Source organism: Roseibium denhamense, assembly GCF_009711415.1.
GTDB classification, from domain to species: domain Bacteria; phylum Pseudomonadota; class Alphaproteobacteria; order Rhizobiales; family Stappiaceae; genus Roseibium; species Roseibium denhamense.
This window is the reverse complement of sequence record NZ_SMLZ01000116.1, coordinates 241,870-265,895: the sequence shown is the minus strand read 5'-3', so window position 1 is coordinate 265,895 and position 24,026 is coordinate 241,870. Positions and strand designations below refer to the sequence as shown.

The 24,026-nt window shown below is 56.8% G+C and carries 27 protein-coding genes and 3 tRNA genes; 16 read left to right on the top strand and 14 right to left on the bottom strand.

Annotation, left to right across the window (positions count from 1 at the left end):
- Window positions 1-56: 56 nt before the first annotated feature.
- Entirely contained in the window at window positions 57-479 is a 423-nt protein-coding gene (locus tag E1180_RS21210) for a biopolymer transporter ExbD (protein WP_155194595.1), read from the top strand.
- On the top strand, window positions 476-2,284 hold the full coding sequence (locus tag E1180_RS21205; protein ID WP_155194593.1) for a hypothetical protein: 1,809 nt from the start codon (window positions 476-478) through the stop codon (window positions 2,282-2,284). Before E1180_RS21210 ends, E1180_RS21205 begins: the two co-directional genes overlap by 4 nt.
- A 146-nt stretch (window positions 2,285-2,430) precedes the next feature.
- On the opposite strand, the gene E1180_RS21200 is transcribed toward E1180_RS21205, so the two are convergent.
- From E1180_RS21200 to E1180_RS21190, 3 genes are all read right to left on the bottom strand, one after another.
- Window positions 2,431-3,099, bottom strand: a complete 669-nt coding sequence (locus tag E1180_RS21200; RefSeq protein WP_155194590.1) for a MotA/TolQ/ExbB proton channel family protein — start codon at window positions 3,097-3,099, stop codon at window positions 2,431-2,433.
- A gap of 174 nt (window positions 3,100-3,273) precedes the next feature.
- Complete coding sequence (locus E1180_RS21195; RefSeq protein ID WP_155194588.1) at window positions 3,274-3,711, bottom strand: hypothetical protein; 438 nt, start codon at window positions 3,709-3,711, stop codon at window positions 3,274-3,276.
- A gap of 55 nt (window positions 3,712-3,766) precedes the next feature.
- A complete protein-coding gene (locus E1180_RS21190; protein ID WP_208997289.1) occupies window positions 3,767-4,201 on the bottom strand; it encodes a DUF1036 domain-containing protein in 435 nt (144 codons plus the stop codon).
- A gap of 228 nt (window positions 4,202-4,429) precedes the next feature.
- Here E1180_RS21190 and E1180_RS21185 point away from each other — a divergent pair, with 228 nt between their 5' ends.
- Complete coding sequence (locus tag E1180_RS21185) at window positions 4,430-4,810, top strand: ExbD/TolR family protein (RefSeq protein WP_196220669.1); 381 nt, start codon at window positions 4,430-4,432, stop codon at window positions 4,808-4,810.
- 80 nt (window positions 4,811-4,890) lie between these two features.
- On the opposite strand, the gene E1180_RS21180 is transcribed toward E1180_RS21185, so the two are convergent.
- From E1180_RS21180 to gloA, 3 genes are all read right to left on the bottom strand, one after another.
- Window positions 4,891-6,429, bottom strand: coding sequence for a caspase family protein (locus E1180_RS21180; RefSeq protein WP_155194582.1), 1,539 nt, complete (start codon window positions 6,427-6,429; stop codon window positions 4,891-4,893).
- A gap of 468 nt (window positions 6,430-6,897) precedes the next feature.
- A tRNA-Glu gene (locus E1180_RS21175) sits at window positions 6,898-6,973 on the bottom strand.
- A 125-nt stretch (window positions 6,974-7,098) separates the two neighbouring features.
- Window positions 7,099-7,539 (bottom strand): lactoylglutathione lyase, encoded by a 441-nt coding sequence (gene gloA, locus E1180_RS21170; RefSeq protein ID WP_155194580.1) that lies wholly within the window; start codon window positions 7,537-7,539, stop codon window positions 7,099-7,101.
- A 52-nt stretch (window positions 7,540-7,591) separates the two neighbouring features.
- On the opposite strand from gloA, the gene E1180_RS21165 reads away from it, so the two are divergent.
- The 5 genes from E1180_RS21165 (at window position 7,592) to E1180_RS21145 (ending at window position 10,937) form a co-directional block, all read left to right on the top strand.
- On the top strand, window positions 7,592-8,356 hold the full coding sequence (locus E1180_RS21165; protein ID WP_155194578.1) for an SIR2 family NAD-dependent protein deacylase: 765 nt from the start codon (window positions 7,592-7,594) through the stop codon (window positions 8,354-8,356).
- A 147-nt stretch (window positions 8,357-8,503) separates the two neighbouring features.
- Entirely contained in the window at window positions 8,504-9,085 is a 582-nt protein-coding gene (locus E1180_RS21160) for a cold-shock protein (protein WP_155194577.1), read from the top strand.
- A gap of 121 nt (window positions 9,086-9,206) precedes the next feature.
- Entirely contained in the window at window positions 9,207-9,701 is a 495-nt protein-coding gene (locus E1180_RS21155; RefSeq protein WP_208997288.1) for a DUF192 domain-containing protein, read from the top strand.
- A 234-nt stretch (window positions 9,702-9,935) separates the two neighbouring features.
- Window positions 9,936-10,012, top strand: a tRNA-Pro gene (locus E1180_RS21150).
- Window positions 10,013-10,220: 208 nt separating this feature from the next.
- Complete coding sequence (locus tag E1180_RS21145; RefSeq protein WP_155194575.1) at window positions 10,221-10,937, top strand: hypothetical protein; 717 nt, start codon at window positions 10,221-10,223, stop codon at window positions 10,935-10,937.
- On the opposite strand, the gene E1180_RS21140 is transcribed toward E1180_RS21145, so the two are convergent.
- Together E1180_RS21140 and E1180_RS21135 are read right to left on the bottom strand one after the other, a co-directional pair.
- Complete coding sequence (locus tag E1180_RS21140; RefSeq protein ID WP_155194573.1) at window positions 10,909-11,415, bottom strand: hypothetical protein; 507 nt, start codon at window positions 11,413-11,415, stop codon at window positions 10,909-10,911. The genes E1180_RS21145 and E1180_RS21140 overlap by 29 nt on opposite strands.
- A 14-nt stretch (window positions 11,416-11,429) precedes the next feature.
- Window positions 11,430-11,726 carry a hypothetical protein gene (locus tag E1180_RS21135; protein WP_155194571.1) on the bottom strand — a complete coding sequence of 99 codons (297 nt, stop codon included), beginning with the start codon at window positions 11,724-11,726 and terminating at the stop codon, window positions 11,430-11,432.
- 332 nt (window positions 11,727-12,058) lie between these two features.
- On the opposite strand from E1180_RS21135, the gene E1180_RS21130 reads away from it, so the two are divergent.
- Window positions 12,059-12,364, top strand: coding sequence for an ETC complex I subunit (locus tag E1180_RS21130; protein ID WP_155194568.1), 306 nt, complete (start codon window positions 12,059-12,061; stop codon window positions 12,362-12,364).
- Between the two features lie 146 nt (window positions 12,365-12,510).
- Window positions 12,511-12,587 (top strand) — tRNA-Arg (locus tag E1180_RS21125).
- A 245-nt stretch (window positions 12,588-12,832) separates the two neighbouring features.
- On the opposite strand, the gene E1180_RS21120 is transcribed toward E1180_RS21125, so the two are convergent.
- Window positions 12,833-13,090 (bottom strand): hypothetical protein, encoded by a 258-nt coding sequence (locus E1180_RS21120; RefSeq protein WP_155194566.1) that lies wholly within the window; start codon window positions 13,088-13,090, stop codon window positions 12,833-12,835.
- 186 nt (window positions 13,091-13,276) lie between these two features.
- On the opposite strand from E1180_RS21120, the gene E1180_RS21115 reads away from it, so the two are divergent.
- The gene (locus E1180_RS21115; RefSeq protein ID WP_155194564.1) at window positions 13,277-15,274 is read left to right on the top strand and encodes an AfsR/SARP family transcriptional regulator; all 1,998 of its coding nucleotides are present in this window, start codon (window positions 13,277-13,279) and stop codon (window positions 15,272-15,274) included.
- Here the strand turns inward: E1180_RS21115 and E1180_RS21110 are convergent.
- Both E1180_RS21110 and E1180_RS21105 read right to left on the bottom strand, forming a co-directional pair.
- Window positions 15,271-15,558 carry a hypothetical protein gene (locus E1180_RS21110; protein WP_155194562.1) on the bottom strand — a complete coding sequence of 96 codons (288 nt, stop codon included), beginning with the start codon at window positions 15,556-15,558 and terminating at the stop codon, window positions 15,271-15,273. The genes E1180_RS21115 and E1180_RS21110 overlap by 4 nt on opposite strands.
- Before the next feature lie 53 nt (window positions 15,559-15,611).
- Window positions 15,612-15,905, bottom strand: coding sequence for a hypothetical protein (locus E1180_RS21105; RefSeq protein ID WP_155194559.1), 294 nt, complete (start codon window positions 15,903-15,905; stop codon window positions 15,612-15,614).
- Window positions 15,906-16,173: 268 nt separating this feature from the next.
- On the opposite strand from E1180_RS21105, the gene E1180_RS21100 reads away from it, so the two are divergent.
- Window positions 16,174-17,490, top strand: a complete 1,317-nt coding sequence (locus E1180_RS21100; protein WP_155194557.1) for a YcaO-like family protein — start codon at window positions 16,174-16,176, stop codon at window positions 17,488-17,490.
- Between the two features lie 210 nt (window positions 17,491-17,700).
- Here the strand turns inward: E1180_RS21100 and E1180_RS21095 are convergent, their stop codons facing one another.
- Both E1180_RS21095 and E1180_RS21090 read right to left on the bottom strand, forming a co-directional pair.
- Window positions 17,701-18,243, bottom strand: coding sequence for a CAP domain-containing protein (locus E1180_RS21095; protein ID WP_155194554.1), 543 nt, complete (start codon window positions 18,241-18,243; stop codon window positions 17,701-17,703).
- Window positions 18,240-19,079, bottom strand: a complete 840-nt coding sequence (locus E1180_RS21090; RefSeq protein ID WP_155194552.1) for a phosphodiesterase — start codon at window positions 19,077-19,079, stop codon at window positions 18,240-18,242. The genes E1180_RS21095 and E1180_RS21090 overlap by 4 nt, the downstream gene beginning before the upstream one ends.
- A 174-nt stretch (window positions 19,080-19,253) precedes the next feature.
- On the opposite strand from E1180_RS21090, the gene E1180_RS21085 reads away from it, so the two are divergent.
- The 4 genes from E1180_RS21085 to E1180_RS21070 are packed head-to-tail and all read left to right on the top strand — an operon-like array spanning window position 19,254 to window position 23,089.
- Window positions 19,254-21,062 carry an ArnT family glycosyltransferase gene (locus E1180_RS21085; protein ID WP_208997287.1) on the top strand — a complete coding sequence of 603 codons (1,809 nt, stop codon included), beginning with the start codon at window positions 19,254-19,256 and terminating at the stop codon, window positions 21,060-21,062.
- A complete protein-coding gene (locus E1180_RS21080) occupies window positions 21,046-21,957 on the top strand; it encodes a phosphatase PAP2 family protein (protein ID WP_155194550.1) in 912 nt (303 codons plus the stop codon). Before E1180_RS21085 ends, E1180_RS21080 begins: the two co-directional genes overlap by 17 nt.
- Entirely contained in the window at window positions 21,954-22,715 is a 762-nt protein-coding gene (locus tag E1180_RS21075; RefSeq protein WP_155194548.1) for a glycosyltransferase family 2 protein, read from the top strand. The genes E1180_RS21080 and E1180_RS21075 overlap by 4 nt, the downstream gene beginning before the upstream one ends.
- 59 nt (window positions 22,716-22,774) lie before the next feature.
- Window positions 22,775-23,089 carry a lipid-A-disaccharide synthase N-terminal domain-containing protein gene (locus E1180_RS21070; RefSeq protein ID WP_155194546.1) on the top strand — a complete coding sequence of 105 codons (315 nt, stop codon included), beginning with the start codon at window positions 22,775-22,777 and terminating at the stop codon, window positions 23,087-23,089.
- Window positions 23,090-23,141: 52 nt separating this feature from the next.
- Here E1180_RS21070 and E1180_RS21065 read toward each other — a convergent pair whose 3' ends face one another.
- Window positions 23,142-23,981 carry a PhzF family phenazine biosynthesis protein gene (locus E1180_RS21065; RefSeq protein ID WP_155194543.1) on the bottom strand — a complete coding sequence of 280 codons (840 nt, stop codon included), beginning with the start codon at window positions 23,979-23,981 and terminating at the stop codon, window positions 23,142-23,144.
- Window positions 23,982-24,026 lie beyond the last annotated feature (45 nt).

Sequence of the window (24,026 nt, the reverse complement as noted above, 5' to 3'; positions counted from 1 at the left end):
AGTTCGGGACGTAGACGGCCTTAAGAGGGTCACCGGACAGGCAAGGGGAGGCGTGAATGCGGCGGTACACAAAACCTATTCACCTCCCGAAACCACCGCCGAGCCGCCCCCCGGACAGTTCGCTTGCCCTGATCAATGTCGTCTTTTTGCTGCTGGTTTTTCTGCTTGTGTCCGGAACGCTCCGGCCCCCGTTGCCAGACGCCTTCGAATGGGCCGAGACGGCCTCCAAGACCGGCGGAGGCCCTCTTCAGGGCAGTTTTGCAATCGATCGAGATGGTTCAATCTGGTTTGCCGGTGAAATGATCGGCGCTGAGGATATTGTGACCACAGTGCCTCTGGCTGGCAGCGGGAATGGCACGCTGACAGTTCAGGTCGACCGGCGCGCACCGATGGCAGCGATTGCAAAGGTGACTGCGCGTTTGGAAGGCTCCGGCATTACGGCACTATCGCTGGTCACAATCGATGCGGAGGGACCGTGAGCCAGGGCGCAGGCACTGTTGACGTCCTGACTGCGCGCGAGGACCAAATAGGTCCGGCGTTCTGGGCAGGTGCGTTGGTGATCTCCTTCACGGCCCATCTCCTGATCCTGGAAACCGGGCTCTTGAATGTGCCTGGTGAAGACACTGAGCCGCCAAGCCCTCTTGAGGAAACGGATATCGTCATTGAGAGCGGTGGCCTCATTTTCGAGGCCGTGGATAACATCGATGTCGTGACCGCTGAAACCGCGGCACCTGATGCAGTTCCGGTTATCTCTGCACCGCTCGATGCGGCTCAAAACACGCAGGCCGTTCCGATTGAAACAGTGCCTGATACCGGGATTCAGGCTGAAAGAGTGGCGCCCGAAACGGCCGAAATCGCTGATTCAACCAGTGACTTTCAGCCTGTGCCCTTGAGCGAAGCCCCGGTCGCGGGTCAAACTGCGATAACGGCTGTCACTCCGGTCGGCCAGCCTGATGCAGCCATCGCTCAGCCTGCGCCAGCTTCAAATGGGATTGCACAGGATTTGAGGCCGCTTGAGCCCTTGAAGCCCGCGACTGGTCCGGCGGCAGGATCTCCGGATGTGACCCCGGTACAACCCTTTTCGGCTGATGCCCAAACCACGATCACTGCGGTACGGCCGGTAGACGGCCAGCCGTCAACTGATCAGCTGGTTGTCATTCCGTCTCCGCAAGACAGCGTGGCTGCGGAAGGTGCGGGCACAGAGCGCCCCAGCGGCGGAGTTGTCGGGACCAATCAACCAACAGCTTTGTCTCCGGTTGTATCCTCCAGTGCAGGCGTGTCTGTTCTGCGGCCCGCACCGGTTGTCGTTGGAGTGCCAGATGCAAGCACACCTGTTGCCGCTGCCGCCGTTGATGATCCGTCCAAAACACCGGGCGAACCCATCAGACCGTCCAATACTGCAGCGGTTGGCGCCACCGCTCCAGTCATAGAAGGTGTGGGCGTTCCGGCAGGAACTGCGACTGTTATCGAGCCGGCTGGCGAGCAGGTAGCAGCACTGCCATCAGCCGCATCTACGCCCTCAATTCCGCCATCTCCGTCAGGCGGGACGTCGGTGCAGCCAGCTGCCCTGCCGAACGACACCCCGGATGCGGTCACACCATCAGGAGTGGCGGGCCTCGACCTCATGGAATCGGCCGCTGCTTATGTCGCGGCTTACCAGATCGGAGACTGCGCACACCTCTCAGTGACTGAGGTTGCGGCGGACAGGGCGTCGGTTACTGGGTTCGGCGCGGCCATAGATCCTTTTATTTCGTTTGATCAGCACTTCAAGGCGGACAACGGATTTGAGGCGCAGATTGAATTGCGGATTGTCAGTCGGCCGCAATGCGTCCTCCTGGACACACTGGGGCTGACGCAAGGTGTCGAAGCGCCGGGGCTTGTTACTCTGGATCGCTCGGTCGTTGCCAGCGGGGCTATGGTACGCGGCATTGTCGAACGCGACTTGCCGTTATCCCGCATTGCTGCTGCAGAGGCCGAGGGGCTTGTTTTGAACGGCAATGGTCCGCCTGAGCTTTATCTAATTGATGGCGCCGGGCAAGTTCACGACGGCCGGGCCTTTCTGCTTCCCGCCAGCAACCGGGTCACAGCGGGCGGCTGGAAGTTTCAGGTGCCTGTGACCCTCATGTCGGCAGGTGATGAAGAGACGGCCTTGATCCTGGCGATCTGGAACCGGACGGCAGAGCGGCAGCCGGGGAGCTTCGGGACGGTTTCAAGTGCCCGGATACCCGACATATTGCGCCATCCTGGGGTCTATTCGCTGACGGCTTTCAAGGTCGTCCGCTAACGGCCGCAGGGCAGATTGACCCCCAAGGTCCGACCGCCCGAGAAATCGGAGCTTGCCCAATTTTCCTCGTTAAGGTCTCTGTCATCGATCGTGTGCCGGAATTGGCTTAGGCGGATTATCGATGGCCCGGCATATGCCAAAAGACGCTATTCTTGGCCGCCAGGTTTCGGCCCGGCGGTGAAGACACCTGTGAGCATGACCTCGAGTGCTGCACGCTCTTTTTCAAGACGTGTTTCAAACCAGGTGACAGCGACCGCGACCGGAATGGCAACGGCCAGTCCGCAAGCCGTTGTCAAAAGCGCAACCCATATGCCGCCGGCCAGTGTTGTCGGGTTCGCCGAAGAGCCGCTTTCCTGCAAGGTCTGAAACGTATCGATCATTCCAAGAACCGTTCCGAACAGGCCAAGAAGGGGAGCGATTTGGCTCGCCAATTCGAGGGCTTTCAGCCAGCTGGAAAGGCCGAACAAACGGTCTGCGGCCCGTGCTGAAATCTCTTCGCGTAGGCGTTCCTCGCGCAGGTCCCGCTCTTGCGGCGACAGCGTCTGTTGATCAAGGGCTCTAAGCGCGTCCATTGCACTTCGAATGAGGGCAGCCGAGAGGGATTGGTCCTTCAGAAGATTTTGGGAAGCTTTCGTCCGATCGCCACTGCGCCACTGTGCAACGGCGCTTCTGGCACTGGCATGGCGGCCGACCCGCACGCTCCAGAACTGAAAGGCCTTTGCCAAGATAATCGCAAGGGCAACAACCGAGATGCCCAAAAGGAGAAACACCACCGGACCGCCAAGCGTCAGGAAAGAGGTCGGGCTGTCAAACATCAGGCCGGGCTCCTGTAGTTGCTCATGAGGCAGCGCGTCTTTAGCAAAGCGTGACCCTCCTAAATTTGCTTAAGACATCTGGCGTTTCGGTCGAAACGCTCAAAGATGCCCGCCCATTCCAAAATCGGTTCTCTTCGGGCGGGGTAAATCGGCTCCGATAAATCGCCCGCCGATTTAGTCGCCGAAGGCAATATCAGTCCGGTTCTTCAGATCCATCAACTCCGGGCAATAGACACCGGTTATGGCCGGGGGCACACAGTTCAAAACATCATTCACATGCAGCCGGGAGAGATTGTCACAACTGGTGGCGGACAAATCAAATTGGAGGACTTTTGTCTTGCCCGCGGAGATCCGGGTGAAATCAAGCCGCAGAAACTGGTCCACAAGGCCGTCCTTGTCAAAGGCAACAATCTCAAGGCCGAGTTGATCGATGGGCCGCTCCAAGCCATTGGTGGCCACAACAGACAGTCTGCAGCCACCGGTTTGGGTCGGGCGGACCTGATTGAGTTCCATGGTAATCATACCCGACACCTGCTGGGCAGATGCCGCAGTTCCTGTCAATAAAGCGGATGTGAAAAACAGGGCGGCAAGGGTTCTCTTCGCAATCGTCATGGTAACTCCCGGTTCGCAATTGGTCCGCTTGGGGGTGATTGCGCGGCTTTGGAGGTCAATCGTAGGAAAGAAGAACGGTCCAGTCCTCGGTACCATCCGTTTCGACCAGAAAAAAGTCCGCTTCTATGAGCCCGCGTTGCCAGCATTGATCCCCATCGTAGAGAACAAATTTTTCTTCGCGAATGCAAAGGGTAATATCCCCGGCAAGCCGGCTTTCGCCAAAACCGTCTGCAACATGAAGATAATAGCGGTCGCTGGTCAGCCGCCCCTGGATGAGCTGACTGCAGGCATTTGCCGTGACCGTCCACCAGCCTTCGGTCCTCAAGCCATCTTCTGTTTCATAGCCGATGGCAATGTTCACGAGATCCACCGACCCGTTGCACACACGCAAGCCGGCTGACGCCGTTTCAGCCTGTGCGAACAGGAGAAAAGTGCCTGTAATTGCAGATTTAAAGATGCCGGCTGCGCGGCGGAAAAAATGAACGCACATAAGCTCTATACAAACCAAACGCCGGTCTTCCGTCGACCGCGTCATGTTATAGCAATTTGCAGTTTTTCTGAATTGTCCATTTGCCTTGCCAGGAAACGCTGAAGTGTATCTTGGCATTTGCATCGGGCTGAAAACTCTGGCTCAATCCTGGTCATCTTTTTTTGCACTTGGCAATGGCACAGTTGAGCAATGATCCGGATCCGACAGCCAATTGCCAAACATCGGCGTATGCCTTTAACGCCGCTGATCGATGTCATCTTCATTCTCGTGATGTTTTTTCTTTTGTCCTCCGCGTTTGGAGTTTGGCGGCTGATTGACGTCGGTATCGCTGGGCCGCAGCCTTCAGCTTCGCAAGGCGACAAGGACAGTCCCGCACCGATCCTGATCACCTTGCGGCCGGATGGCACCGCAAGCGGCATCCGAATTCAGGTCAATGGCCTGAGGTTTGAGGAGTCCAAGCTCGGCACGGAGCTGGAAAGACTCGTTTCTGGAGGCGCTTCTGCTGCAATCGTTCTGCCGTCCGAAGACTTGAGCTTTGAAAATGCGGTCCGCATTCTGGACGCCGCGCGTCTCTCCGGTTTGAAATCGGTAAGTCTGCAGATCAGATAACCACGAAGACTTGCGCAAGGAAAAACCGGAGAGGTGAGGACCTCCCCGGTTTCCGCGTCTTGGTTCGGATCAGCGTTGCTTTACCGGCCGATCGCACCGCCGATGACACCGCCGAGAACACCGCCGATGAAGGCTGCGCCGGCCGGATTCATGCCGCCACCGTTGTTGTTATTGTTATTGGTCCGGCGTGTTGTGGTTGTTGTGTTGGTGCGGCGCTGCGTTGTGCTGCGGGACGCGGCAGCAGCTTTCTGCTTCCGGGCAACCTCTTCCTGATACGCCGCATATTGCCCGGCCGTCTGAGCCGTCAGCAGCGAGTACTGCGCAGGTGTGAAGTAGCCGGTTGCCGAAATGCCGTTTGCCAGCTGCCAGTTCGTGACACCGGCCCGTGTCTTGGGACCGAAGGCACCATCCGGACGGCCGACATTGTGACCGGCAAGATTGAGGCGGGTCTGAACTTGACGGCGAGCTGTGCGGTTCCAGCCAAGGGCAGCCTCGGTTTCAGGAGTGCCGGGCACAGCGGCCTGCGGATCGGGCAGGCCAGCCGGAGCCGGTGTTGCAGTCGCGCCTGGCACCACAGCCGGGTTTACAGCCGCAACCTGGTTTGCACTTTCAAGGCGCTTGATCGAGTTTCGCGCAAAGTTTGCAAACGTACCATTCGGATAAGCATCCAAATACGCCTGATAATCGGCAATTGTCTTGCTGTCCTTGACCGTATTCCAAACCAGTTTTTCGCGTTCCCAGGCAATCGTCGACTGGGTTGCCGCGCTGGACGCAGCTGGGGCCGCAGCTTGCGGAACGCTGGTTGCTGCATTGCCGAGCGCGGCGACATCCGTTGTCGGGCCGGTTTCGGTCTTGTTGAGAATGACTTCACCGATGAGGGACGCATTCACCCAGGGGCGCTGACGTTTTTCGGTTTCCTCGTAAACGTCGCCGGTCACGCGGGTCATGATCGTCTGGATGGACGCATTCGGTGTGTCGATGTGACGGACCAGAGCCGAGGTGAACGGTGAGTTGCTGCCCTCGCCATCCAGAGCGACATCGCCAGGGCTGGTGGCAAATGCGATGACCGACCCTTCACCGCCAGCGTCATCGACCTTTATTTCCGCAAGGCCTGCGCCAACATTGCCGGAGCGGGAGGGGCCCATGCGCCGCGCCAGCGTGCGCGCCAGCGGGTTATCACGGCATGCGTCGAGGAAGACCATCTGCACCTTCACGTCCTTGGACATCTGGCGCAAAATGAAGTCAACGGAGATGGTTTCGAAGTCGAGGGATGTCTCGTCTTCGATCTTTGCATCGATCGGAACAAGCAGGTTTTGGCCACCGACCTGCATGCCATGCCCTGCATAAAACAGAAGTGCGATTTCGGCGCCATAGGCCTTCTTCGCGAACTCCATTACCGTGCGGCGCATGTCAGTGTAGGATTGATCCTGGCCTGCGACGACGTCAAAACCAAGGCCACGTAGTTTGGAGGCCATTTGTTCGGCGTCATTTGCCGGGTTGGGAAGGGGAACTGTGTGTTCATAAGCGCCATTGCCGATTACAAGGGCAACGCGCTTTGCCAGTGCCGGGCTAATCCCTGTTAAAATAATGGCCAGCACGGCGATCACGTATTTGAACATCTTTATGTCCTTTCGTCGATCATGGTTGCCTGTCGGTTGGTCCGATCTTCTTTCGAGGTGCATCCTCTTGATCAAGAGCAATACCCCGGTTGGCAGTAACGTTCTGTAATGAGCATCACAGGAACTTGACATTCCAGTTGGACCGATGACTGCGCGTGATTTCCAAAGAGCTGCTTCGCTCACGAAGCGCATCCCGAGGGCAGCCTCAGCACGATCACCTGAAACAATACCCGGAAACAGCGTGAATTTCCATGACGCAAACTGTGAAAACGAGCCGTCCACAACTAGTCTGAACAGACTGTGATGCCAATGGATCAAATGGAACCGTTATGGAGAGCGGTGCGCCAACCATATCACCGGCGGACGCCATCTAAAGACGGGCCGGATTGACCGCGCTAAACCTGCCACATTTGGTGCGGCTCGGCACAAGACAACACCTAAGTGAGCAAATGCATTTCGGGGGAGAAATGGCACGCCCAACGGGACTCGAACCCGTGTTTCCGCCGTGAAAGGGCGGCGTCCTAGACCGCTAGACGATGGGCGCGCGGTCGACGCGGCTGCGTCGTGGGGAGGCTTATAGGCGGGATTTTCATGCCCCGCAAGAGGCAATATGACAATTTTTTGCAAGCCCGTCCGTCCGGGCTTGCAGATGCCGGAAACCGGCCGTTTCTACCACTCTCCAGTGTTCCCCATAGAGGCCCACGGCTCTTTGATTTCAAGAGCTTCGCCTTTTTGGAGAAGTTCGAAAGAAATGTTGTCCGGCGAACGGACGAAAGCCATCCGGCCATCGCGCGGCGGGCGGTTGATTACGACACCTTTGCTCTGAAGCGTTTCACAAGCCTCATAAATATTGTCGACCTCATAAGCGAGGTGACCGAAGTTGCGCCCGCCGGTGTATTCCTCCGGATCCCAGTTGTAGGTTAGCTCAAGGACCGGAGCCGCATTGGCCTTTCCTGCCTCAATATCCTCAGAAGCGGCGAGAAACACCAGCGTAAAGCGGCCCTTTTCATTGTCGTAGCGCCGGATCTCGGTCATTCCCATTTTGTTGCAGTAAAAATCCAGCGAGTCCTCCAGATTGGAAACCCGGACCATCGTGTGCAGATAACGCATGCTGTATCCTTAAGTGCGTAAATTCAGGCAAGGTTGGAGCATTAAACAACTTATGACTGTCATCACAAGTCTTCCAGAGGCCCAGGCCTATGTGGCCGGCCTCCTGCTCGATCCTCAAATCCGAATCGTTGCAATGACGGGCGCGGGCATATCGACCGATAGTGGCATACCGGATTACCGTTCGCCCGGCGGCGCTTGGACCAAGAGACAACCGGTTCAATACCAGTATTTCGTGTCCTCACATGAAAGCCGCATGAAAGACTGGGACCAGCGTTTTGAAATGCAGGAAGTCTTTGGCCGGGCTCATCCGAACGCGGCACACTTGGCTTTGGCCGCGCTTGCCCGGAGGGGCAATCTGACGATGCTGATCACACAAAATGTCGACGGACTGCATCAGCGCTCGGGGGTGCCGCAGGAAAAACTTGTGGAACTGCACGGGAATGCCACTTTCGCAACGTGTCTGTCCTGCGGTGCGCGGGCCGAGCTGGAGGACCAGCGGGCAAGCGTTGAGGCCGACGAGAGCCCGGCCTGCCAGAAATGCGGTGGATACTTGAAGGCAGCTGTGATCAACTTTGGCCAGCAGATGCCGGAGCTTGAATTGGAGCGGGCCGCCGCGGCATGCGAAGACTGCGACCTCTTCCTGGTGCTTGGGTCATCACTTGTCGTTCATCCTGCGGCCCAATTGCCCGTTCATGCCGTGCGCAACCGGGCAGACCTGGTGATTCTCAACCGGGAGCCGACAGATGTTGATGCGCTAGCAAAAACAGTTATCCGAACGCCTTTGGCCAAGACATTCGAAAATTTTCCCATGAATTAGCGCCACATGCCGCAAATGGCCTGTGGTTAGTCCGACAATTTCTCTTTCTGGCACAAGGCGCAATGTTATCCTTTTGTTAGGAATCAGCACGAAGTGAGTCGTTTCTCGTGCTTTACCAAATGCGGACCAGAGACGGGACACAACGCTATGGGGGCTAAAACCGCACAGGATCCCCGCGCACTCGAAGCGCTGACAGATGATGTTGCTGTTGATGTATTCGAGATCGCCGGAACCATTAAGTGGTTTGACGTTGGCAAGGGCTACGGATTCATCGTGCCTGACAGCGGGGAAGCCGATATTCTTTTGCACGTGACTTGCCTGCGGCGGGACGGCTACCAGACCGCCTATGAAGGCGCGCGGGTTGTGTGCGAAGTGCTCGACCGCCCGCGGGGGCTGCAAGCCTTCCGGATCCTGTCGATGGATGAAAGCACGGCGGTGCATCCGTCGCAGCTTCCGCCGTCACGCACCCACGTCCAGGTGGTTGCCGAGACCGGGTTCGAAAAGGCAAGTGTCAAATGGTTCAACCGGGTCAAAGGCTTCGGCTTCCTGACCCAGGGCGAGGGCAGCGAAGACATCTTCGTCCACATGGAGACACTGCGGCGGTTTGGCATTACCGAATTGCGGCCGGGGCAGGAAGTTCTGGTGCGGTTCGGCACAGGACCCAAAGGACGGATGGCTGCTGAAATCCGCCCGCTTGGAACCGGAACACACATTCCGTCCTCTCATTGAGTGCGTAGCGTAGCGATCTGATCAGCGTTGACCTCTTGGCCGGACATGTTCCGGCCTTTTTCTTGCCGTCACTGGCACTACGTTCAAATCAGCCCAGAAAATTGTTCCTGCTGAGGTGCCGATGCTGCTCCAGTTCCGTCCGACAAAGATTGTCCAGATTGTTTTCACGGCACTCGTCTTCGTAGCCCTGTCAGGACTGGTCAAAGCGCAAGATGTTCCCGACCGGCTGGCAATGGAGACGCTCACGATCCAATCGGACGGAGGCGAACATGTCTTCCAGGTCGAAGTTGCAAAAACGGACCGTGAACGGGCGCGCGGATTAATGTTCCGCGAAGCGATGGCGGCGGACCACGGCATGCTTTTCATTTTTGAAAGCGAGGGCGAACGTTTTTTCTGGATGAAGAACACGCCGCTTTCCCTGGATATCATTTACGCCAACGGTGCCGGGAAGATTGTCAGCATCGCCGAAGATACGCTGCCTTACTCCGAGCGGGTCATTCCCTCCAACTACCCATCGCGCTTTGTGCTCGAACTCAATGCGGGAACCTCGAAAAAACTGGGTATCAAACCGGGCGACGTAATGGCATCGCCATCGATCACAGACGCCAAACCGTGACCTTTTTAGATTAGGAGCGGTTGTGACACGGTGATCGTGAAGCCGCCATTCTCCATGAAGGGGAGGGCGTATTGGTCCGGGTTTCATATCTTCCACCTGAATAGTCTGTGGCCTCGTCTTGGAACCAAGGCCGGATTGGTTCACCTGCCTTTGTCCACAACGGGTTGATTTTCATGTTCTGTTCTCGCTTGACGGACTGAGGGAACGGCTATAAACCCGCACAAATCAACGGCTCGGGGTATAGCGCAGCCTGGTAGCGCATCTGGTTTGGGACCAGAGGGTCGCAAGTTCGAATCTTGCTGCCCCGACCACTTTTCTCCTAATAATCGATTAGACGGCAACGCAGTCCTTGACGGCCTATTGCGTGCGCTCGAGCAAACAATCCATCAATTACCGGGATAACACTGGGGACAGAATCGCGCTCTGCTTGTGCCCGGCTGGCTTCGCCCGCACTCTGAAACGAGGGGATTTTCAATTCAGAGAGGCAGCGGTTCTAGCTCCGGCGGCCGCTGGACGGGCATGGACAAAAGGGTCGATCCGTATCAAGACGCCATTTTGGACGTCACCACGGCCATTTCCTACCTGCAGACCAAAATCGGCAAGACAGGTTTGAGCCTGAAAGAAAGTTCCGACTTTACGCTATTTGAAAAGACCGTGAAGGCGACGGAGGACAAGTACCTGATGGAGGACTTCTCGCCGCGGTTCTTCGATCTCCACGGAGCCACCGCCTTCTGGATCGGCGCATATGATGAGCGCGGTGACATTGTGTCTGTCCAGGCGGCAAAAGTGGAAGACCTTCTGGACCGGAGCCTTGCCGATCACTGGGACCAGCAGCAGCGCCGTCTGTTTGTAGACCCCAACCCGCAGGCCAAGTTCGGGACCGATCACGCGCACGATGCATATTTTATGCGGGGCCGGATCGTTTATCATGGAAACCTGTGGCTGCGCCGGGATATCAGAGGTCAGGGCCTTGCCGAGCCTTTGACCCAATTGGGATTTCTTGTGTCTCTCTTGAAGTGGTCACCCGACTATCTTTACGGGCTCATGGCTGCTGCGAGTGCAGAGAAAGGGTTCGGAATAAGGGTCGGATACCGGCGGTTTGTGCCCAGGGGTACTCATTGGCGGATCGCCCCCGGACACATCCGCGAAGATGACTGGCTTGTCTACGCAACGCGAAACGACATTCAGGGTCTCGCCGAGCTCGTTCTCAGGTCGTCTTCTGCAGATCCTGGATGATGCCGAGATAAGCGCAAATTCTGTAGTCCGCCACCGGAGACGGGCGCAGTGTCACAATCAGGCGCTCGAAAGCGACTTCATAGCTTTGGCTGCCGGCCTGGACCACCGTGCGCGCATAGCCGTAATAGGGCTCGTCATTCAAGGCGCGCATATAGGCCTCCGCCGAGATCCGCTCAAGGTCAGGATCCGGTGTTCTAAGAGGCGTTGTGGAGGTTTCCGGCGATGCCCAATCATCTCCGAAAAGATGCCGCTGCCCACTGTCTCTTCCGACGTAGAAAATCGGAGGTGGCACAAGGGGCGAGACCTTGTCCGAGCACAGACTGAGCTGCGGCAGGAATTCCTTCAAGGCTTCCTGTGTCTTCCCGGCTGGCGCTGACATGATTGCCTCGTAAAACGCCGAGATGGTTGGGTCCGCCAAGCCATTTTCGATGGCCCGGGTGCCTATTTCCGAAAAGACAGATTTCGGACGGGTCAGCAAAACAGGTCCTTCACTTAACTTTGGTAAGCCTTGAGCAGCAACGCCATGACATTCAGGAATTCGTCTTGTTTTTCGACGGAAAGTTCTTCCACTTCCGAAACGCCATAATCGAGCGTCAGGATCATCGACCACATATCCCCGAGATTTGCGGCTTCAATTGCGGCTTTCAGATCCGAAGCCGGCTTCGAACACGGTTGGATGTGCTCGGGTACATATGTTTCTAACGGACGGTAGTGAGTACGGTGCATGGTCCGGCCCTTGTTCTTGTTATATGCCCGGTCGCAGTGCATGTGCCTGAGAGCCATAGACATCAAAACAGACCCCGGCGGATTTGGTCCGCAGGAGCCGATCAACATAGCCTGCTTCATAGCATAGGTTGCAAAATCCCGCTACGTCACTTTTGGGTGACCTTAGAAAATCCAACGCCAGTGTTAATGAATGCTTGTCATGGTTGTGGGGCGTCATAACGAGCGTTTGGATTGATATTGCGCGTGATCCGGGAAAGGAGCCACTGTGGCAGCTGACGTTTCGACTTACAGGTTCGGTCGCAGCGAAAACAGAGTTGACTTCCACCGGAAAGATGGGAAAAAGCTTTAAACTCAATCTGAGAGTTTCCGGGGCATCCAACAAGGACTGAACAACTATGGTTGCGCGCATTTATCGTCCGGCAAAAACGGCTATGCAGTCTGGCAAGGCGAAACTGCAACGTTGGGTGCTGGATTTTGAGCCGGAACAGGCCAAATCCGTCGAACCATTGATGGGCTACACGTCTTCATCCGACATGAAGCAACAGGTGCGGATGTATTTCGATACGCAAGAAGAGGCTGTGGCTTACGCCAAGCGCAATGGCGTGCCTTACCGGGTAGAAAAGGCAAAGGAGCGGAAGGTCCGCGGTGCAGCTTATGCGGATAACTTCAAGTTTAACAGAGCGGCCCCCTGGACGCATTAATCTGGCGATGGAGCATGGTCTGCTGCGCCCTTACGCAGACAGTATGCGGACGCAAACACGCCTGATTGCCTGTTGAAACTGGAAAATCCCTATCGACATGAGAGCAGTGTTTGCGCATGTAAGAGCCGATAGAAACCAACTTAAATGGCCCCGTAGCTCAGCTGGATAGAGCACTCGCCTTCTAAGCGAATGGTCGCAGGTTCGAATCCTGCCGGGGTCGCCACCATTCAAAAATGCCAGAAACGATTACCGTGTCCGCGTACCTATATCTGCGGGACAATGCATCTGTTGGACAATGCATTGTTGAAACAAGCGCTGTCTTGATCATCGCAACGCGACGGTCTGCATAAGGTGCGCCCCGCAAATATAAAGCCGCCCCGAGACCGGCAACGGGACGGCAATCATTTGCCCGGCAAGGAGCCCAAACTCAAAGAAATTGAGCTCGTTTGGCCGATACGCAGCGCAGACTTACGAGTTGCGTGACGAACTTTGTTCGGCCGCGGCTTGTCCAACCATCAACGGCGTAATCTTGCTTTTCAGCATTGTATCAAGGTCTTCGGATCCGTCTTCTAGTGACTGCAGCGCCATGTCCAGGAAGTAGGAGCAAAATGTCCGGCCGTCCTTGTCGGACTCCTTCTTGGTGTAGCGGATCATCCGCTTGATGGCCTCAATCGCAGGCTCCTGCTCGAAATCGGGCGCTTGTTGCGAGTACGCTGTTTTAGACATAATAACCACCCACCGGTTCTATCTCTCCCGCCCAGACCGGACGGATACAAAGCCAACATCAGTCCTAACATGCGTTTTCAGCGTGAAACGACCGTGATAGACTGATGTTGTATTACGGGTTGTTCTAGTGTCGGCGGTTGTAACGCCTAAGTATTATGAACATGACTGCAACAGCATGGGGAATTGATGGCAAACGGCCCCTATTTTGCCTGTTTGGGACGTCCATTGCTGATCGGAGCGGATGGCGATCCCATATCCGTAAAGACACGTAAAGCATTAGCGATTCTGGGGTATTTGATCCGCCAGCGCAGCATGGGTGACAGCCGTGACCGCCTGGCAGATCTCCTGTGGAGCAATGCGGAACGTCTCAAGGCAATGCAGTCTTTGCGCCAAGCGCTCAAGCAGCTCAAATCCGCGGAAACGGAAGCGGGCGTTGACTATGTCATGTCCTCCAGCGGCCATCTTCACGTCGACAGTGCGGTGTTCCAATCTGATTTATTGTGCCTCGGCGAGTTGATCGAAGACGGCAGTGCGCAGGCATTTCGGGCAGCCGCGGAATTGTGGCGCGGAGACTTTCTAGCCGGCTATGAAGATCTCGATCCGGAATTCGGCGCATGGCTCGTGGTCGAACGGGAAAGGATCAATGCGGATATTTTCTCGCTCGTTCTTAAAGACCTGGATCCGGAAGATACAAGCGATGATGGAGTTCGCGTTGAAGCCGGGGCCTTGTTTCTTCTGAAAATGGATCCGGCATTTGAAACCGCGCACAGAGTGCTCATGAGGCTCTATCTCGCCCTTGGCCAACGAGAGCGGGCCGAACATCAACTCAAGAGTTGCGAGCGTGAACTTCAGCTGCATCTCGATATTGAGCCGTCAGAGGAAACCAGAGCGCTTCTGGAAGATCAGTTGCCGCGCGCTGCAATGGGCCATGGTGTACCGGCTGCCCGGCAGGCTCGCGACCAGCGTGCTCTGCAACAGACAGCGAAAAAGACGGGTGAAATCATCCTGCCTTCGGTTTCCATATTGTCGAGCGAAATCAACAAGCAAGAACTGATTGAGATCCAGCATTTGAAGGACGAAGTCATTGCCGGTCTTTCAGGCTTTCGCTCATATGATCTTTATGAGGGGGGCGGAGGTTTTGATGATCCGGCTTCGTCAATGCTGGTCAACGGCTCCGAACTGGGCAGTTACCTCCTGAAGTTCCGTCACAATGAACAGAGCGGCAAGACGGCGATCCAGTTCGAAGACCGCGCCGATGGCCGGATCGTTTTCAACGAAATAGTGGACCTGCGCCTGTGGGATAGCGTCCATGCCGCTGCCAGTCACACGATCAGCCGGATCCATCTTCATACGACAAACAGGTTGCGCGACCCAAAAAACAGCGCCGCATTTGCGCGCTGGTGCCAAGCCGAAGCTTTGATGTGGGAGTTCGATCCAGGTTCAGACCGTAAAGCCCTGCAATTGCTTGAGGAATTGGAAGGCAACTACAATAACTTTTCCATGGTGTTCTCGGCCAAAGCCATGATCAACCTAAAGCACCTGGTCAATTATCCAGTGAAGGAAAAAGACCGTGGGATGCAGATGGATAGTATTTTGTCCCTCTGCGAAAGAGCCGTGACCCTGGATCCCTGGCAGCCGTGGAACCAGAGGGCCCATGGTTGGGCTTTGCTTCAGTCGGATATGCCGGATATGGCGCGCCGTGCATTCCTTCAAGCGGGCAGGTTGAATACCGTTGACCCAACCAATCTGATGTCGGTTGCCGAGGGTTTGGCATTTTCGGGCGACGTCGCATTGGCTAGGCGGAATGCGGAAGAAGCGATGTCTCTGGTGGCTGCAGTTCCAAGACTGTTCTATGAATATTATGCCAATGTCTATTTCGCTTCAGAAGACTACGACATGGCTGCAAAGTTTGTCGAAAGGGCCTCTCAAAGCAGCATATCTGGCCTCACAACACGTGTTGCTGCTTTGGTCTGCGCCGGCCGGGAGCCAGAGGCCCTGCAAGTCTTGGAGCGCTATCGCGAGAAATATGATGCGATCGTGAAAAACACCGGACTGGGGCTCCATAATCCTGAGGAATGGGCCGCGAAATCAAATTTCTTCCAAGACCCCCGGACGAGGCACCGCTACGATCAGGGGGTGACCTTGGTCAAACGCTTCTTTTTCGGCGGTGGCCACCAAGCCTAGTGCGCTCTTTGGAATTGGGCGCCCAGACTGCCAAGATAGCTGCTGTCGTCTGACCGGACCAGTTCGGTATCCAATTTATAGGGGAGGGCAACCGATTTCCGGTCCGGATCGTCGATCACCGCGAATGACATGAGTTCGGTGGTTTTTTCAGGCAGACCAATTTCAGCCAGATACTTCTTGGGGTTGTCGATGAGAGCTTTCCGCTTGTTTTCATCAAGCCTTGCCTCAGCAATCAAACGTCCCAAAGCTTGGATGTTCTGCCTGTAGAATGGGAACCGTGCCATGAGAAGTCTCCTGTCCACCAAAGGCCGGGCGCTGCCCGGCCTTGTTTGAAAAATCACTCCGGCAGTTCTTCCTTGTAGACACAGTTGCCGAGCGCGAGGCGGCCGAGTTCCTCAAAATATGCAGCATCATCTGCGGCCACACGCGTCGCGTCGACCTGCGCCGGGATGATCAGATGAACATGGTCAACAGTATCGGCGTAGACAGTAAGCTCGGAATTGCCACCGTTTTTCTGAAGGGCCGTTTCTGTGTCTGCCAGAAAGGCATCACGGGCTGCTGGGTCGGAAATAATGGACGCCAGCTTGCGGCCCAACTCGACAGTGTTTTGGGTATACTTGTCTGTACGCATTGTCGTTCTCCAGGTAGCCGGCTTTGTTTGGCCGGTTTGTTTGACGCTGTTGGACAATGGAAGTATTTCGAAGTTATACGCTTCTTGAAGGCTTCGATTACTTGCCTGTTCCACTTTCAACGCTAACCGGAGGCGCTCAAAAATTACAACCTATATTGTGAATACGCGCAGCGGTGCAATTACTGAGGGCAGTTTAAAATTCAAGTAATGCTGGGCTAGTTGGAAGAATGCGAGTTGAATATGTACCCAGTTGGGCAAGAGTAACTTGATGGACCACCTAAAAGCCTTGGAGCATTCCGGACTTGCAAAAGCCGTAACCGGACCGGACGGACAAGACGGCATCACCATCGCAGAAGCGCTCATGCCGTTTGCGCCTCTTTTGTCCTCCTTCAATCCCGACCTGAGACCGATGACAACGGGGGAATGCCCGGTCAAATTTTGGACCGGGATTGTCTCTGTTGCCGATGGGGCAGGTGCTTCTCCGGTTCGGCTTCCGGCAGGCGGGCAAGGTCTCACCGATGCCGATGCAGTCTTGAGTTGTCTTGGCGAATTAGCTGAACGGATAAGCCTTTGCCGATCTGGGCGGGTGGACAGGATATCCGCCGCAAAACCCGAAAAGCAACCAATGGTAGATTATTTTCCGATCCTTGGTTTCAGCCCAGCCCAGGCAATTTCCCTTGAACAATTCAAGCAGGAGCCGGCGTCACACAGGGGTTCCTCTGCTCCGCACCGAAATGAAGATGAGGATTGGGTCGATGTCGTGCGCCTGGACGGGCGTACGACAGGTCGCCTGCCTCCAGAAATGGTTTTCCTTGACTGCAGCGGGCCCTTGGACCGGTTGGGTCCGGGTCTGACATCGACAAGTGGATGTGCCGTCTGGACGGACAGGGCGGGCGCGCGCGAACGGGCGCTTCTTGAGCTCGCCGAGCGCGATGCAGTCGCCCAAATGTGGTACAACCGGCTGGGGATAACCCGCGTCGAAAATCGGATTCTGCAAGAAAAATTAGACGAAAGTCTAACGCGTTTTCTCGCGAATAGAAGCCGGCAAACCTTTTGCCTCGCCGTTGATACGGATTTACCGGTGCATATCGCAGTGTCGATTTCTTGCAGTCCGGACGGAAAAGACACAGCACTAGGCGCCGGTGCGGGCTGGACCTTCGTCGCCGCACTTCAAAGTGCTGCTACAGAGATGCTTCAGTCGGAAAATTCACTCCGCTTGATGGACAAAGCTTACATGGCTTCGACGGGAAAGGTGCCGTCTCATCTTGCGTACGCGCGCGGGCGCAGTGTCTTCGATGACCTGCCGCTTCAATCGGCGCCAATGGCGGACAGCGCCGGTCTTATGACAGAGTATTCGTTTGCGGCCTTGCTGGACGACCTCGCGGCCCGGGACTTTCAGATCTGGGAGTTTGACGCGACCCGCGACGATCTTAAGATCCCGTGCGTAAAATTGTTTTCTGCGGATTTGTGTTCCTGGCAGCCCCGGTTTGGCAAGGAGCGCCTGTTTCAAGGCGTGGTCGACCGCGGCTGGCGGCAGCAACGGGCGAGCGAAGAGGAATTCGCAGCAAGGCCTTTTCCGTTCTAGGCACATGGGTTTGCAGGTCGGCTCAAGTCTCGGTGTGCACTGAGCGGGTTTCAGCGCCAGGACGGTGAGGAGCAAGTTTGTGGTCAAGAGCATCAGGCGTTTCATCAGATCCACCCAAAGATCCACGACCATCTCTCAATCAAACAGCTATCGGGGTTAGATCAACGCGGATCGCGCACGCTCTGACGTTGGAACCAGATGCGGCGCTTCTTAACCTGGGCGGCCATCGGAAACAGGCCGGGACAACGTCATGACCCAGAAGTTCCGCCAGGTTCCTGTGTTCCGGTTGGTCCGGGCTATTCCAACGCGCGTGACATAGGGGTTGAGGAGGTTCTTATTGTGGCCCGATGACCCCTGCCAGCCCCGAAACGCGGCGCCGAGGTCCGCATATCCCGCCCCAAGGTTCTCAGCGCCTGCATAATTCGGGTAGTCGGCCTTCTCCAAGCGGCTCGACAGGCCGAATGCGCTGTGTTGCCAGGTATCCATGCTGTCGCGCTTGGCAATGTGCTGCGCCATGCCTTGGGAGACCTGATCGAGCCTTGGGTCGTGCCGGAGCGGCGGCAGCCCGTTTTGCTGGCGGTAGGCATTGAGCAGGGAGAGCATCTCGGTACTGCTGACCGGCACATCCGTCAGAACCGTCTTATCCTGCAGATCGCTACCGCCGGGCAGGGCACCGCATGCTGCAACGAAGAGCAAGCAAAGTACGGCAAATGCCCTTGCGAGGACTGAAGGATAGAACGGGTCTGGTGTCATGTGGCATCATCTCCTGGCCAGGTCACGCCTGGATCTGAGAAGAAATCATAAGGACCCGGATACGATTCGACATAGGCCGTGTGTGTGACTGTACCGGTTTCCTGTGTGTAACGGTGCAGGAAAAAGGCCGCGGGCTCGAAGTTGAAATGCGCTGGCCCATTTTCGGTCAGGTCCAAGACAACCTGATGGCAGGTACTCGGTGCCAATGTCATGATTTTCCCGGCAAATCCGGAAATGATCGGACGGTGCAAGTGTCCGCATAAGAGCCGTTCAACATGCGCGTGCGGTTGGATAACCTCGGCAAGGGCAGGGGCGTCAATCAGACCGATCGCGTCCATATGGGCAATGCCGCTCAGGGCTGGCGGATGGTGCAGGGCGATCAGTGTCGGCTTTGGATGCGCGGACAGTTCCTTTTGTAGCCAGAGAAGCTGATCTTTCCCGATTTCCCCGGTAGGTTTTCCCGGCATATGCGTATCAAGGGCGACGAGCCGAATGTCTCCAATGTCCGTGCTGTAGCAGATTTTGCCCGTATTGGCGTTTACCGGCCCCAGGAAAGCGTCCATTTCACGGCGCATGTCATCTGTGCTGTCGTGATTGCCGGGAACAATGAAGACCGGTAGATCGAGCCGGGCAAGCAGGTTGCGGGCAACGGCATATTCACGCGGGTCACTACGGTCCGTCAGATCGCCTGTAATGACAACGGCATCTGGCCGTGGTTGCAGCGCGCGCAAGGCGGCCATCGCTCGTTCGGCGAGCATATTGGTGTCTGAAACACGGTAACAGGGAAGTCCGCGCGGGCGCAGGTGAAGGTCGGTGATATGGGCGATCAATGTCATGAGGACAATCTGTGCAAGTTGTTGGAAGTGCTGCCTATTCCTATTGGCTAGGCTGGGCGTTGGACAAGTTCGTGTTTCCCTTTGCCAAAACCTCATGTAGGAACCGTGACAGAACTGGCCTTGCCGTTGAACAATACCGCCGGCGGCAGGAACAAATCAGTGGAACGAGGATTGATGTCAACGAAATCCGATACAGCAGAAATGGCTGAAGGTGGCCAGGACAATGGCTCCGCAGGCGTAGCCGGGGCTGCAAATGCTGGACCTGTCAAAAAGCCGGTCTGGCTTCGCGTTTTCGGTCATGACCTAAGCGCTCCTCTGTTTCTGCTGCTGTTGTCTTTGGTGCTGTTTGTGCCGGGACAGTGGACCGTCCCGCCGCTTGACCGGGATGAGCCGCGCTACACTCAGGCCACCAAACAGATGCTGGAGACGGACGATTACATCGATATCCGTTTCCAGGACCAGGCCCGCCACAAGAAACCGGTCGGTATCTATTGGCTCCAGGCGGCAGCGGCCAAGGCGACGGGCTATAATGAGGAAGCGCCGCTCTGGGTGTACCGGCTGCCATCCCTGATCGGGGCGGTGCTGTCCGTTCTGGCAACCTTTTGGGCTGCAAGAGCCTTTATGGGACCGGCTCCCGCCTTGGTGGCCTCAACCTTCGTGGCCCTGGCCATTATAGTCGGTGTTGAAGCGCGGCTTGCCAAGACCGACGCCATGTTGTTCGCCACGATTATCCTCGCGCAGGGCGCGCTTGCGCGGATCTGGTTGAAAGAGGCGGATGAGCGTCTCTGGGGCCTTGGCTTTATTTTTTGGACATCGCTGGCAGCCGGCATCCTGATTAAGGGGCCGGTCGGGCCCATGGTGGTCTCCCTGACGGTGATTGGGCTGATGATTGTGCGCCGGCGCGCGCGCTGGTTTTACGCGGCTTCTCCGATCCTCGGCCTGATTTGGATGCTGCTTCTGGTTCTTCCCTGGCTGATTGCGATCTGGATTGCGACCGATGGGACATTTTTCACGGAGGCCATCGGGCGGGATCTTCTTGGGAAAGTAGGAGAGGGCCAGGAAGGACACGGCGCCCCGCCCTTGACCCATCTTGGGGCAATGTTTGGGGTCTTCTGGCCGTTGCCTGCATTCTTCATTCTGGCTTTGCCGGTCATCTGGCGCGAGCGCAGCAGCGCCCTTGTCGTGTTTTGCCTGTGCTGGGCCGTGCCGACCTGGATCGTGTTTGAAATTGTCGCCACCAAGCTGCCGCACTACACCATGCCGATCCTGCCGGCCTTAGCGATGCTTGTGGCAGCGGCCCTGATGGATGGCGCAGGGCAAGCAAGCCGGCCTTGGGTGAAATGGCTGTGTGCAATACTTCTTGCAGTGCCTGCCGTTGGCGTCGCTGCCGCTGCTTTCGTTGGTCCGTTTGTGCTGGGGGCCTGGCCCTCGCCGCCGGGAGCAGTTCTGGCGGCCATCGGTGCGGTATTCGCGCTTGCCGCAGCTGGACGTTTGTTACGCGGTCAGGCATTGGCCGCGCTTTTCCCCGTCATGGGCGCGGCAGCCTTTGTTGCCGTTGGTGTTTGGGGCTTTGTCGGCCCTGCTTTAACGCCAATCTGGGTCAGCCCCCGCCTCGTTGAGGCCATGGACACGGTCCCTGGGTGCGCTCAGCAAAGTGCACGTCAGGTCGTCACGACGGGCTTCCACGAACCGAGTTTCATCTTCTTGGAAGGTACAAACACACAGATCATCTCAACCCAAGAGGCTGCGGAGTTCTTGAAAAATGCACCTGCACCGTCCGCAGCCGCGTGCCATATCGCCCTTATTGAAAGCCGGGAAGAACAGGCGTTTTTGGCGGCTGCTTCCGAAATTGGTCTTGTGCCGGTAGTGCGAAAAAGGGTAGACGGCCTCAACATCAATGGCGGTGACCTTGTTGATATAGCGCTTTATCAGAAAGGCCCCGCACCAACGGGAACAGACACAAACGATGAGCAACAGCAGTAGTTTTGTCCGGCGAACTTTTTCGCGTATGCGCGGAAACACCCGGCGGGCAGCAATACTGTATGCAGGCCGCCGCGATCGCCCCGTCCATAACCGGGATCCGCTGCCCCCCGGTCAGAGGCCGCAGGATATCCTTGCAGTCCTTCTTTTGACCGTTGGGATCGCGGTCGTCGCGTTCGACGTTCCGACATATCCGTGGCTGCGATCATTGCCCGGTGAATATAGGGCCGCTTTCCGAGCCTTTACCGACTTCGGCAAATCCGACTGGATTTTGTGGTCAAGCGGCCTGACCTGCCTCGGTCTGCTAGCATTGGATGCCGGCAAGTATGCCTTCCGGCTGCGTATGGCCGTTGGGGCACTGTTCACCTACGCGACCTTTATCTTCTACTCTGTGGCTGCCACCGGCCTGATCGCGATCGCGTTCAAGTGGTCGCTTGGCCGGGCGCGTCCCAAACTCTATGAAGAAGTTGGGCCGGTGCGGTTCGACTTCCTCGCGTTTGACGGGACTTACACCAGCTTCCCATCGGGGCATTCCACGACAATCGCGGCACTGGCAACCGCCCTTGCTTTCATTTTCCCCGCCTATCGCTGGCTGATTATTGTGGCCGCCTTCTGGATTGCTTTCAGCCGGGTCATGGTGGGTGCCCATTACCCCAGCGACGTGATCGCCGGAACGCTCTTGGGCATGGCATTCACATTCTTTACGGTGCGGGCCATGGCGCGGCGCCGGATCGGCTTTCATCTCAATGATGCCGGGAAGATCGTTCCGAACATGAGTGCGCGTTCTGCAAAAGCGTGCCTGCGGGCGGTTTGGCAGGTTGCGCGCGGCCAGCGCGGTGCAGCCCGTATTCACTTGGATGGCAGTCGATCTCAAGCCGCAGAACGGACAGGCGTATGACACAGAGCTACATGGAAGGACTGGCTGCCTCAAAAGGTGCATTGGCGGTGACCGTCGTCGTGCCCGCCAAGGATGAAGCTGAGAACCTTCCAATCCTTTTGGACGAAATCGAGAACGCTCTGAAGGACCGCAAATTCGAGGTCATCGTCATCGATGACGGCTCTTCGGATGGGACGGACATCGTGCTGCAGGACTATGCCGCAACCCATGACTGGCTGAGACCGATCCGCCATGAGACATCTTGCGGGCAGAGCTGCGCGGTCCGCACAGGCGTTCAAAACGCCCGTGGCGATGTCGTTGCCACCATCGATGGCGACGGCGAGAACAATCCGGCCTATATCCCGCAACTGCTGGACGCGCTTGAAGCCGCCGGGCCGTCTGTCGCCCTGGCCGCAGGGCAGCGTCTGGGTCGCAAGGCAAGCCTTGCCAAACGGTATGCATCCAGGTTTGCCAACAAGGTTCGCGGGGCAATTCTGAAGGACAACACACGAGACAGTGGGTGCGGGCTCAAGGCCCTGCGCCGTGAGGTGTTCTTGCAAATCCCGTATTTTGACAGCTGGCACCGGTTCTTGCCCGCTCTCGTGATCCGGGAAGGTTATGGCGTCGTCCATATCGACGTGCAGGACCGGCAGAGGCGGCACGGTACGTCCAAATACGGTATCTTCGACCGGGCTCTTGTGGGAATTCTGGATCTTGTGGGTGTCTGGTGGCTGCGCCGACGCCGTAGAAAAATTCCGACGGTGCGCCCGCTAACCTGAAATAAGCCGTATTTGACCGGATAACACCGCCGCCTGGCAACAACTTAACTGGACGTGTAATGACCGCGCTGATTGACTGGTTCTATACCGTTTTCATCGAGCAATTCGATTTCTGGATCATCTTGGGTTTCTTTGCTCAAGCCATGTTCATGATGCGGTTTGTCATCCAGTGGATCGCTTCCGAACGCGTCGGCCGGTCCATAGTTCCGGTAGCCTTCTGGTTTTTCTCGGTGGCGGGCGGGTCCCTGCTGCTAGTCTATGCCATTCAGCGTCAGGATCCGGTCTTTATCGCAGGCCAAGGGCTCGGCCTACTCATCTATTTCCGGAACCTTTGGCTGATTTTCAACGAAAAGCGGAAAGACCCGACGATCTGAACGTTGTGCAGAGCGGGTATTGCGCAAAATCCATTCCGCTCAGCGTGAACACCTACCGGTCCTGCATGATCCGCGCGGTCCCCGAGACCCGGATTGAGCCGCTTTTTTCATCCCCGATTTCAGCATGAATTTGGCTCGGCATTCCCATGTCGGCCCCTTGACTGATTTCGATGCGTCCGCCATGCGGCCAATCGATATCGCGCAGATACCCAGCGAAAGCGGCACTGGCAGCCCCTGTTGCCGGATCCTCGTAGACCCCACCGGACGCAAATGCATTCCTGGTATGGAACTGCTGCGGGCTCTCAGAATAGGCCAGCATAATGGTCACCCAGCCATGGTCCTCCATGAGCCGGCGTCCGGCCTCCTGGTCGTATGCCATCGACGCCAGAGCCTCGCGGGACGTCAACGTCAGGGAAAAATGATCCGCCCCGCCATGAACAATTGCCGGCGGAATACGATAATCAATCTGATCTTCAGCAAAACCGAAAAGCGTGAGGACCTTTTGAAGGGTATCAGCGTCTGCGGGGCGGCTGCGGGTCGGCGGGGATTGTAGGGCAGCCGTGTAGAGGCCGCCGTCTTCAGATCCTTCCACCGTGATATTGCTGTTGTTTAGGATCAGTCTGTAGGTGCCCGGTCCGAACTGCCGGGTAAGCGCGGATCCAAGCGCGATCGTGGCGTGCCCGCAAAAGGGCACTTCAGACTGGGGCGAAAAGTAACGGACACGCCAAGCGCCGTCCGCGTCAGGTGCAGAAAAGGCGGTCTCGGAAAATCCAACCTCAGCTGCAATGGCCCGCATCTTGTCGACCGGAGGGTGGGACGGACTAATGAGGACACCGGCCGGATTGCCACCGGTGTCCCCGTGAGAAAAAGCTGCAATGCGCTGGATGGTCATGGTCGGTGCCTTTCCGGTTGGCTGGTCCCCACCATTTCGTCATCG

Excerpts from the sequence above, each read along its gene's own strand:
- E1180_RS21145 (WP_155194575.1), top strand. The coding sequence starts at position 10,221 with ATGGACAAAAGGGTCGATCCGTATCAAGACGCCATTTTGGACGTCACC.
- E1180_RS21065 (WP_155194543.1), bottom strand. The coding sequence starts at position 23,981 with ATGACCATCCAGCGCATTGCAGCTTTTTCTCACGGGGACACCGGTGGC.
- E1180_RS21115 (WP_155194564.1), top strand. The coding sequence starts at position 13,277 with ATGGCAAACGGCCCCTATTTTGCCTGTTTGGGACGTCCATTGCTGATC.
- E1180_RS21130 (WP_155194568.1), top strand. The coding sequence starts at position 12,059 with ATGGTTGCGCGCATTTATCGTCCGGCAAAAACGGCTATGCAGTCTGGC.
- E1180_RS21210 (WP_155194595.1), top strand. The coding sequence starts at position 57 with ATGCGGCGGTACACAAAACCTATTCACCTCCCGAAACCACCGCCGAGC.
- E1180_RS21190 (WP_208997289.1), bottom strand. The coding sequence starts at position 4,201 with ATGTGCGTTCATTTTTTCCGCCGCGCAGCCGGCATCTTTAAATCTGCA.
- E1180_RS21135 (WP_155194571.1), bottom strand. The coding sequence starts at position 11,726 with ATGTCTATGGCTCTCAGGCACATGCACTGCGACCGGGCATATAACAAG.
- E1180_RS21090 (WP_155194552.1), bottom strand. The coding sequence starts at position 19,079 with ATGACATTGATCGCCCATATCACCGACCTTCACCTGCGCCCGCGCGGA.
- E1180_RS21200 (WP_155194590.1), bottom strand. The coding sequence starts at position 3,099 with ATGTTTGACAGCCCGACCTCTTTCCTGACGCTTGGCGGTCCGGTGGTG.
- E1180_RS21185 (WP_196220669.1), top strand. The coding sequence starts at position 4,430 with ATGCCTTTAACGCCGCTGATCGATGTCATCTTCATTCTCGTGATGTTT.
- E1180_RS21120 (WP_155194566.1), bottom strand. The coding sequence starts at position 13,090 with ATGTCTAAAACAGCGTACTCGCAACAAGCGCCCGATTTCGAGCAGGAG.
- E1180_RS21195 (WP_155194588.1), bottom strand. The coding sequence starts at position 3,711 with ATGACGATTGCGAAGAGAACCCTTGCCGCCCTGTTTTTCACATCCGCT.
- E1180_RS21105 (WP_155194559.1), bottom strand. The coding sequence starts at position 15,905 with ATGCGTACAGACAAGTATACCCAAAACACTGTCGAGTTGGGCCGCAAG.
- E1180_RS21155 (WP_208997288.1), top strand. The coding sequence starts at position 9,207 with ATGCTGCTCCAGTTCCGTCCGACAAAGATTGTCCAGATTGTTTTCACG.
- gloA (WP_155194580.1), bottom strand. The coding sequence starts at position 7,539 with ATGCGTTATCTGCACACGATGGTCCGGGTTTCCAATCTGGAGGACTCG.
- E1180_RS21165 (WP_155194578.1), top strand. The coding sequence starts at position 7,592 with ATGACTGTCATCACAAGTCTTCCAGAGGCCCAGGCCTATGTGGCCGGC.
- E1180_RS21085 (WP_208997287.1), top strand. The coding sequence starts at position 19,254 with ATGTCAACGAAATCCGATACAGCAGAAATGGCTGAAGGTGGCCAGGAC.
- E1180_RS21160 (WP_155194577.1), top strand. The coding sequence starts at position 8,504 with ATGGGGGCTAAAACCGCACAGGATCCCCGCGCACTCGAAGCGCTGACA.
- E1180_RS21070 (WP_155194546.1), top strand. The coding sequence starts at position 22,775 with ATGACCGCGCTGATTGACTGGTTCTATACCGTTTTCATCGAGCAATTC.
- E1180_RS21080 (WP_155194550.1), top strand. The coding sequence starts at position 21,046 with ATGAGCAACAGCAGTAGTTTTGTCCGGCGAACTTTTTCGCGTATGCGC.
- E1180_RS21110 (WP_155194562.1), bottom strand. The coding sequence starts at position 15,558 with ATGGCACGGTTCCCATTCTACAGGCAGAACATCCAAGCTTTGGGACGT.
- E1180_RS21180 (WP_155194582.1), bottom strand. The coding sequence starts at position 6,429 with ATGTTCAAATACGTGATCGCCGTGCTGGCCATTATTTTAACAGGGATT.
- E1180_RS21075 (WP_155194548.1), top strand. The coding sequence starts at position 21,954 with ATGACACAGAGCTACATGGAAGGACTGGCTGCCTCAAAAGGTGCATTG.
- E1180_RS21095 (WP_155194554.1), bottom strand. The coding sequence starts at position 18,243 with ATGACACCAGACCCGTTCTATCCTTCAGTCCTCGCAAGGGCATTTGCC.
- E1180_RS21100 (WP_155194557.1), top strand. The coding sequence starts at position 16,174 with ATGGACCACCTAAAAGCCTTGGAGCATTCCGGACTTGCAAAAGCCGTA.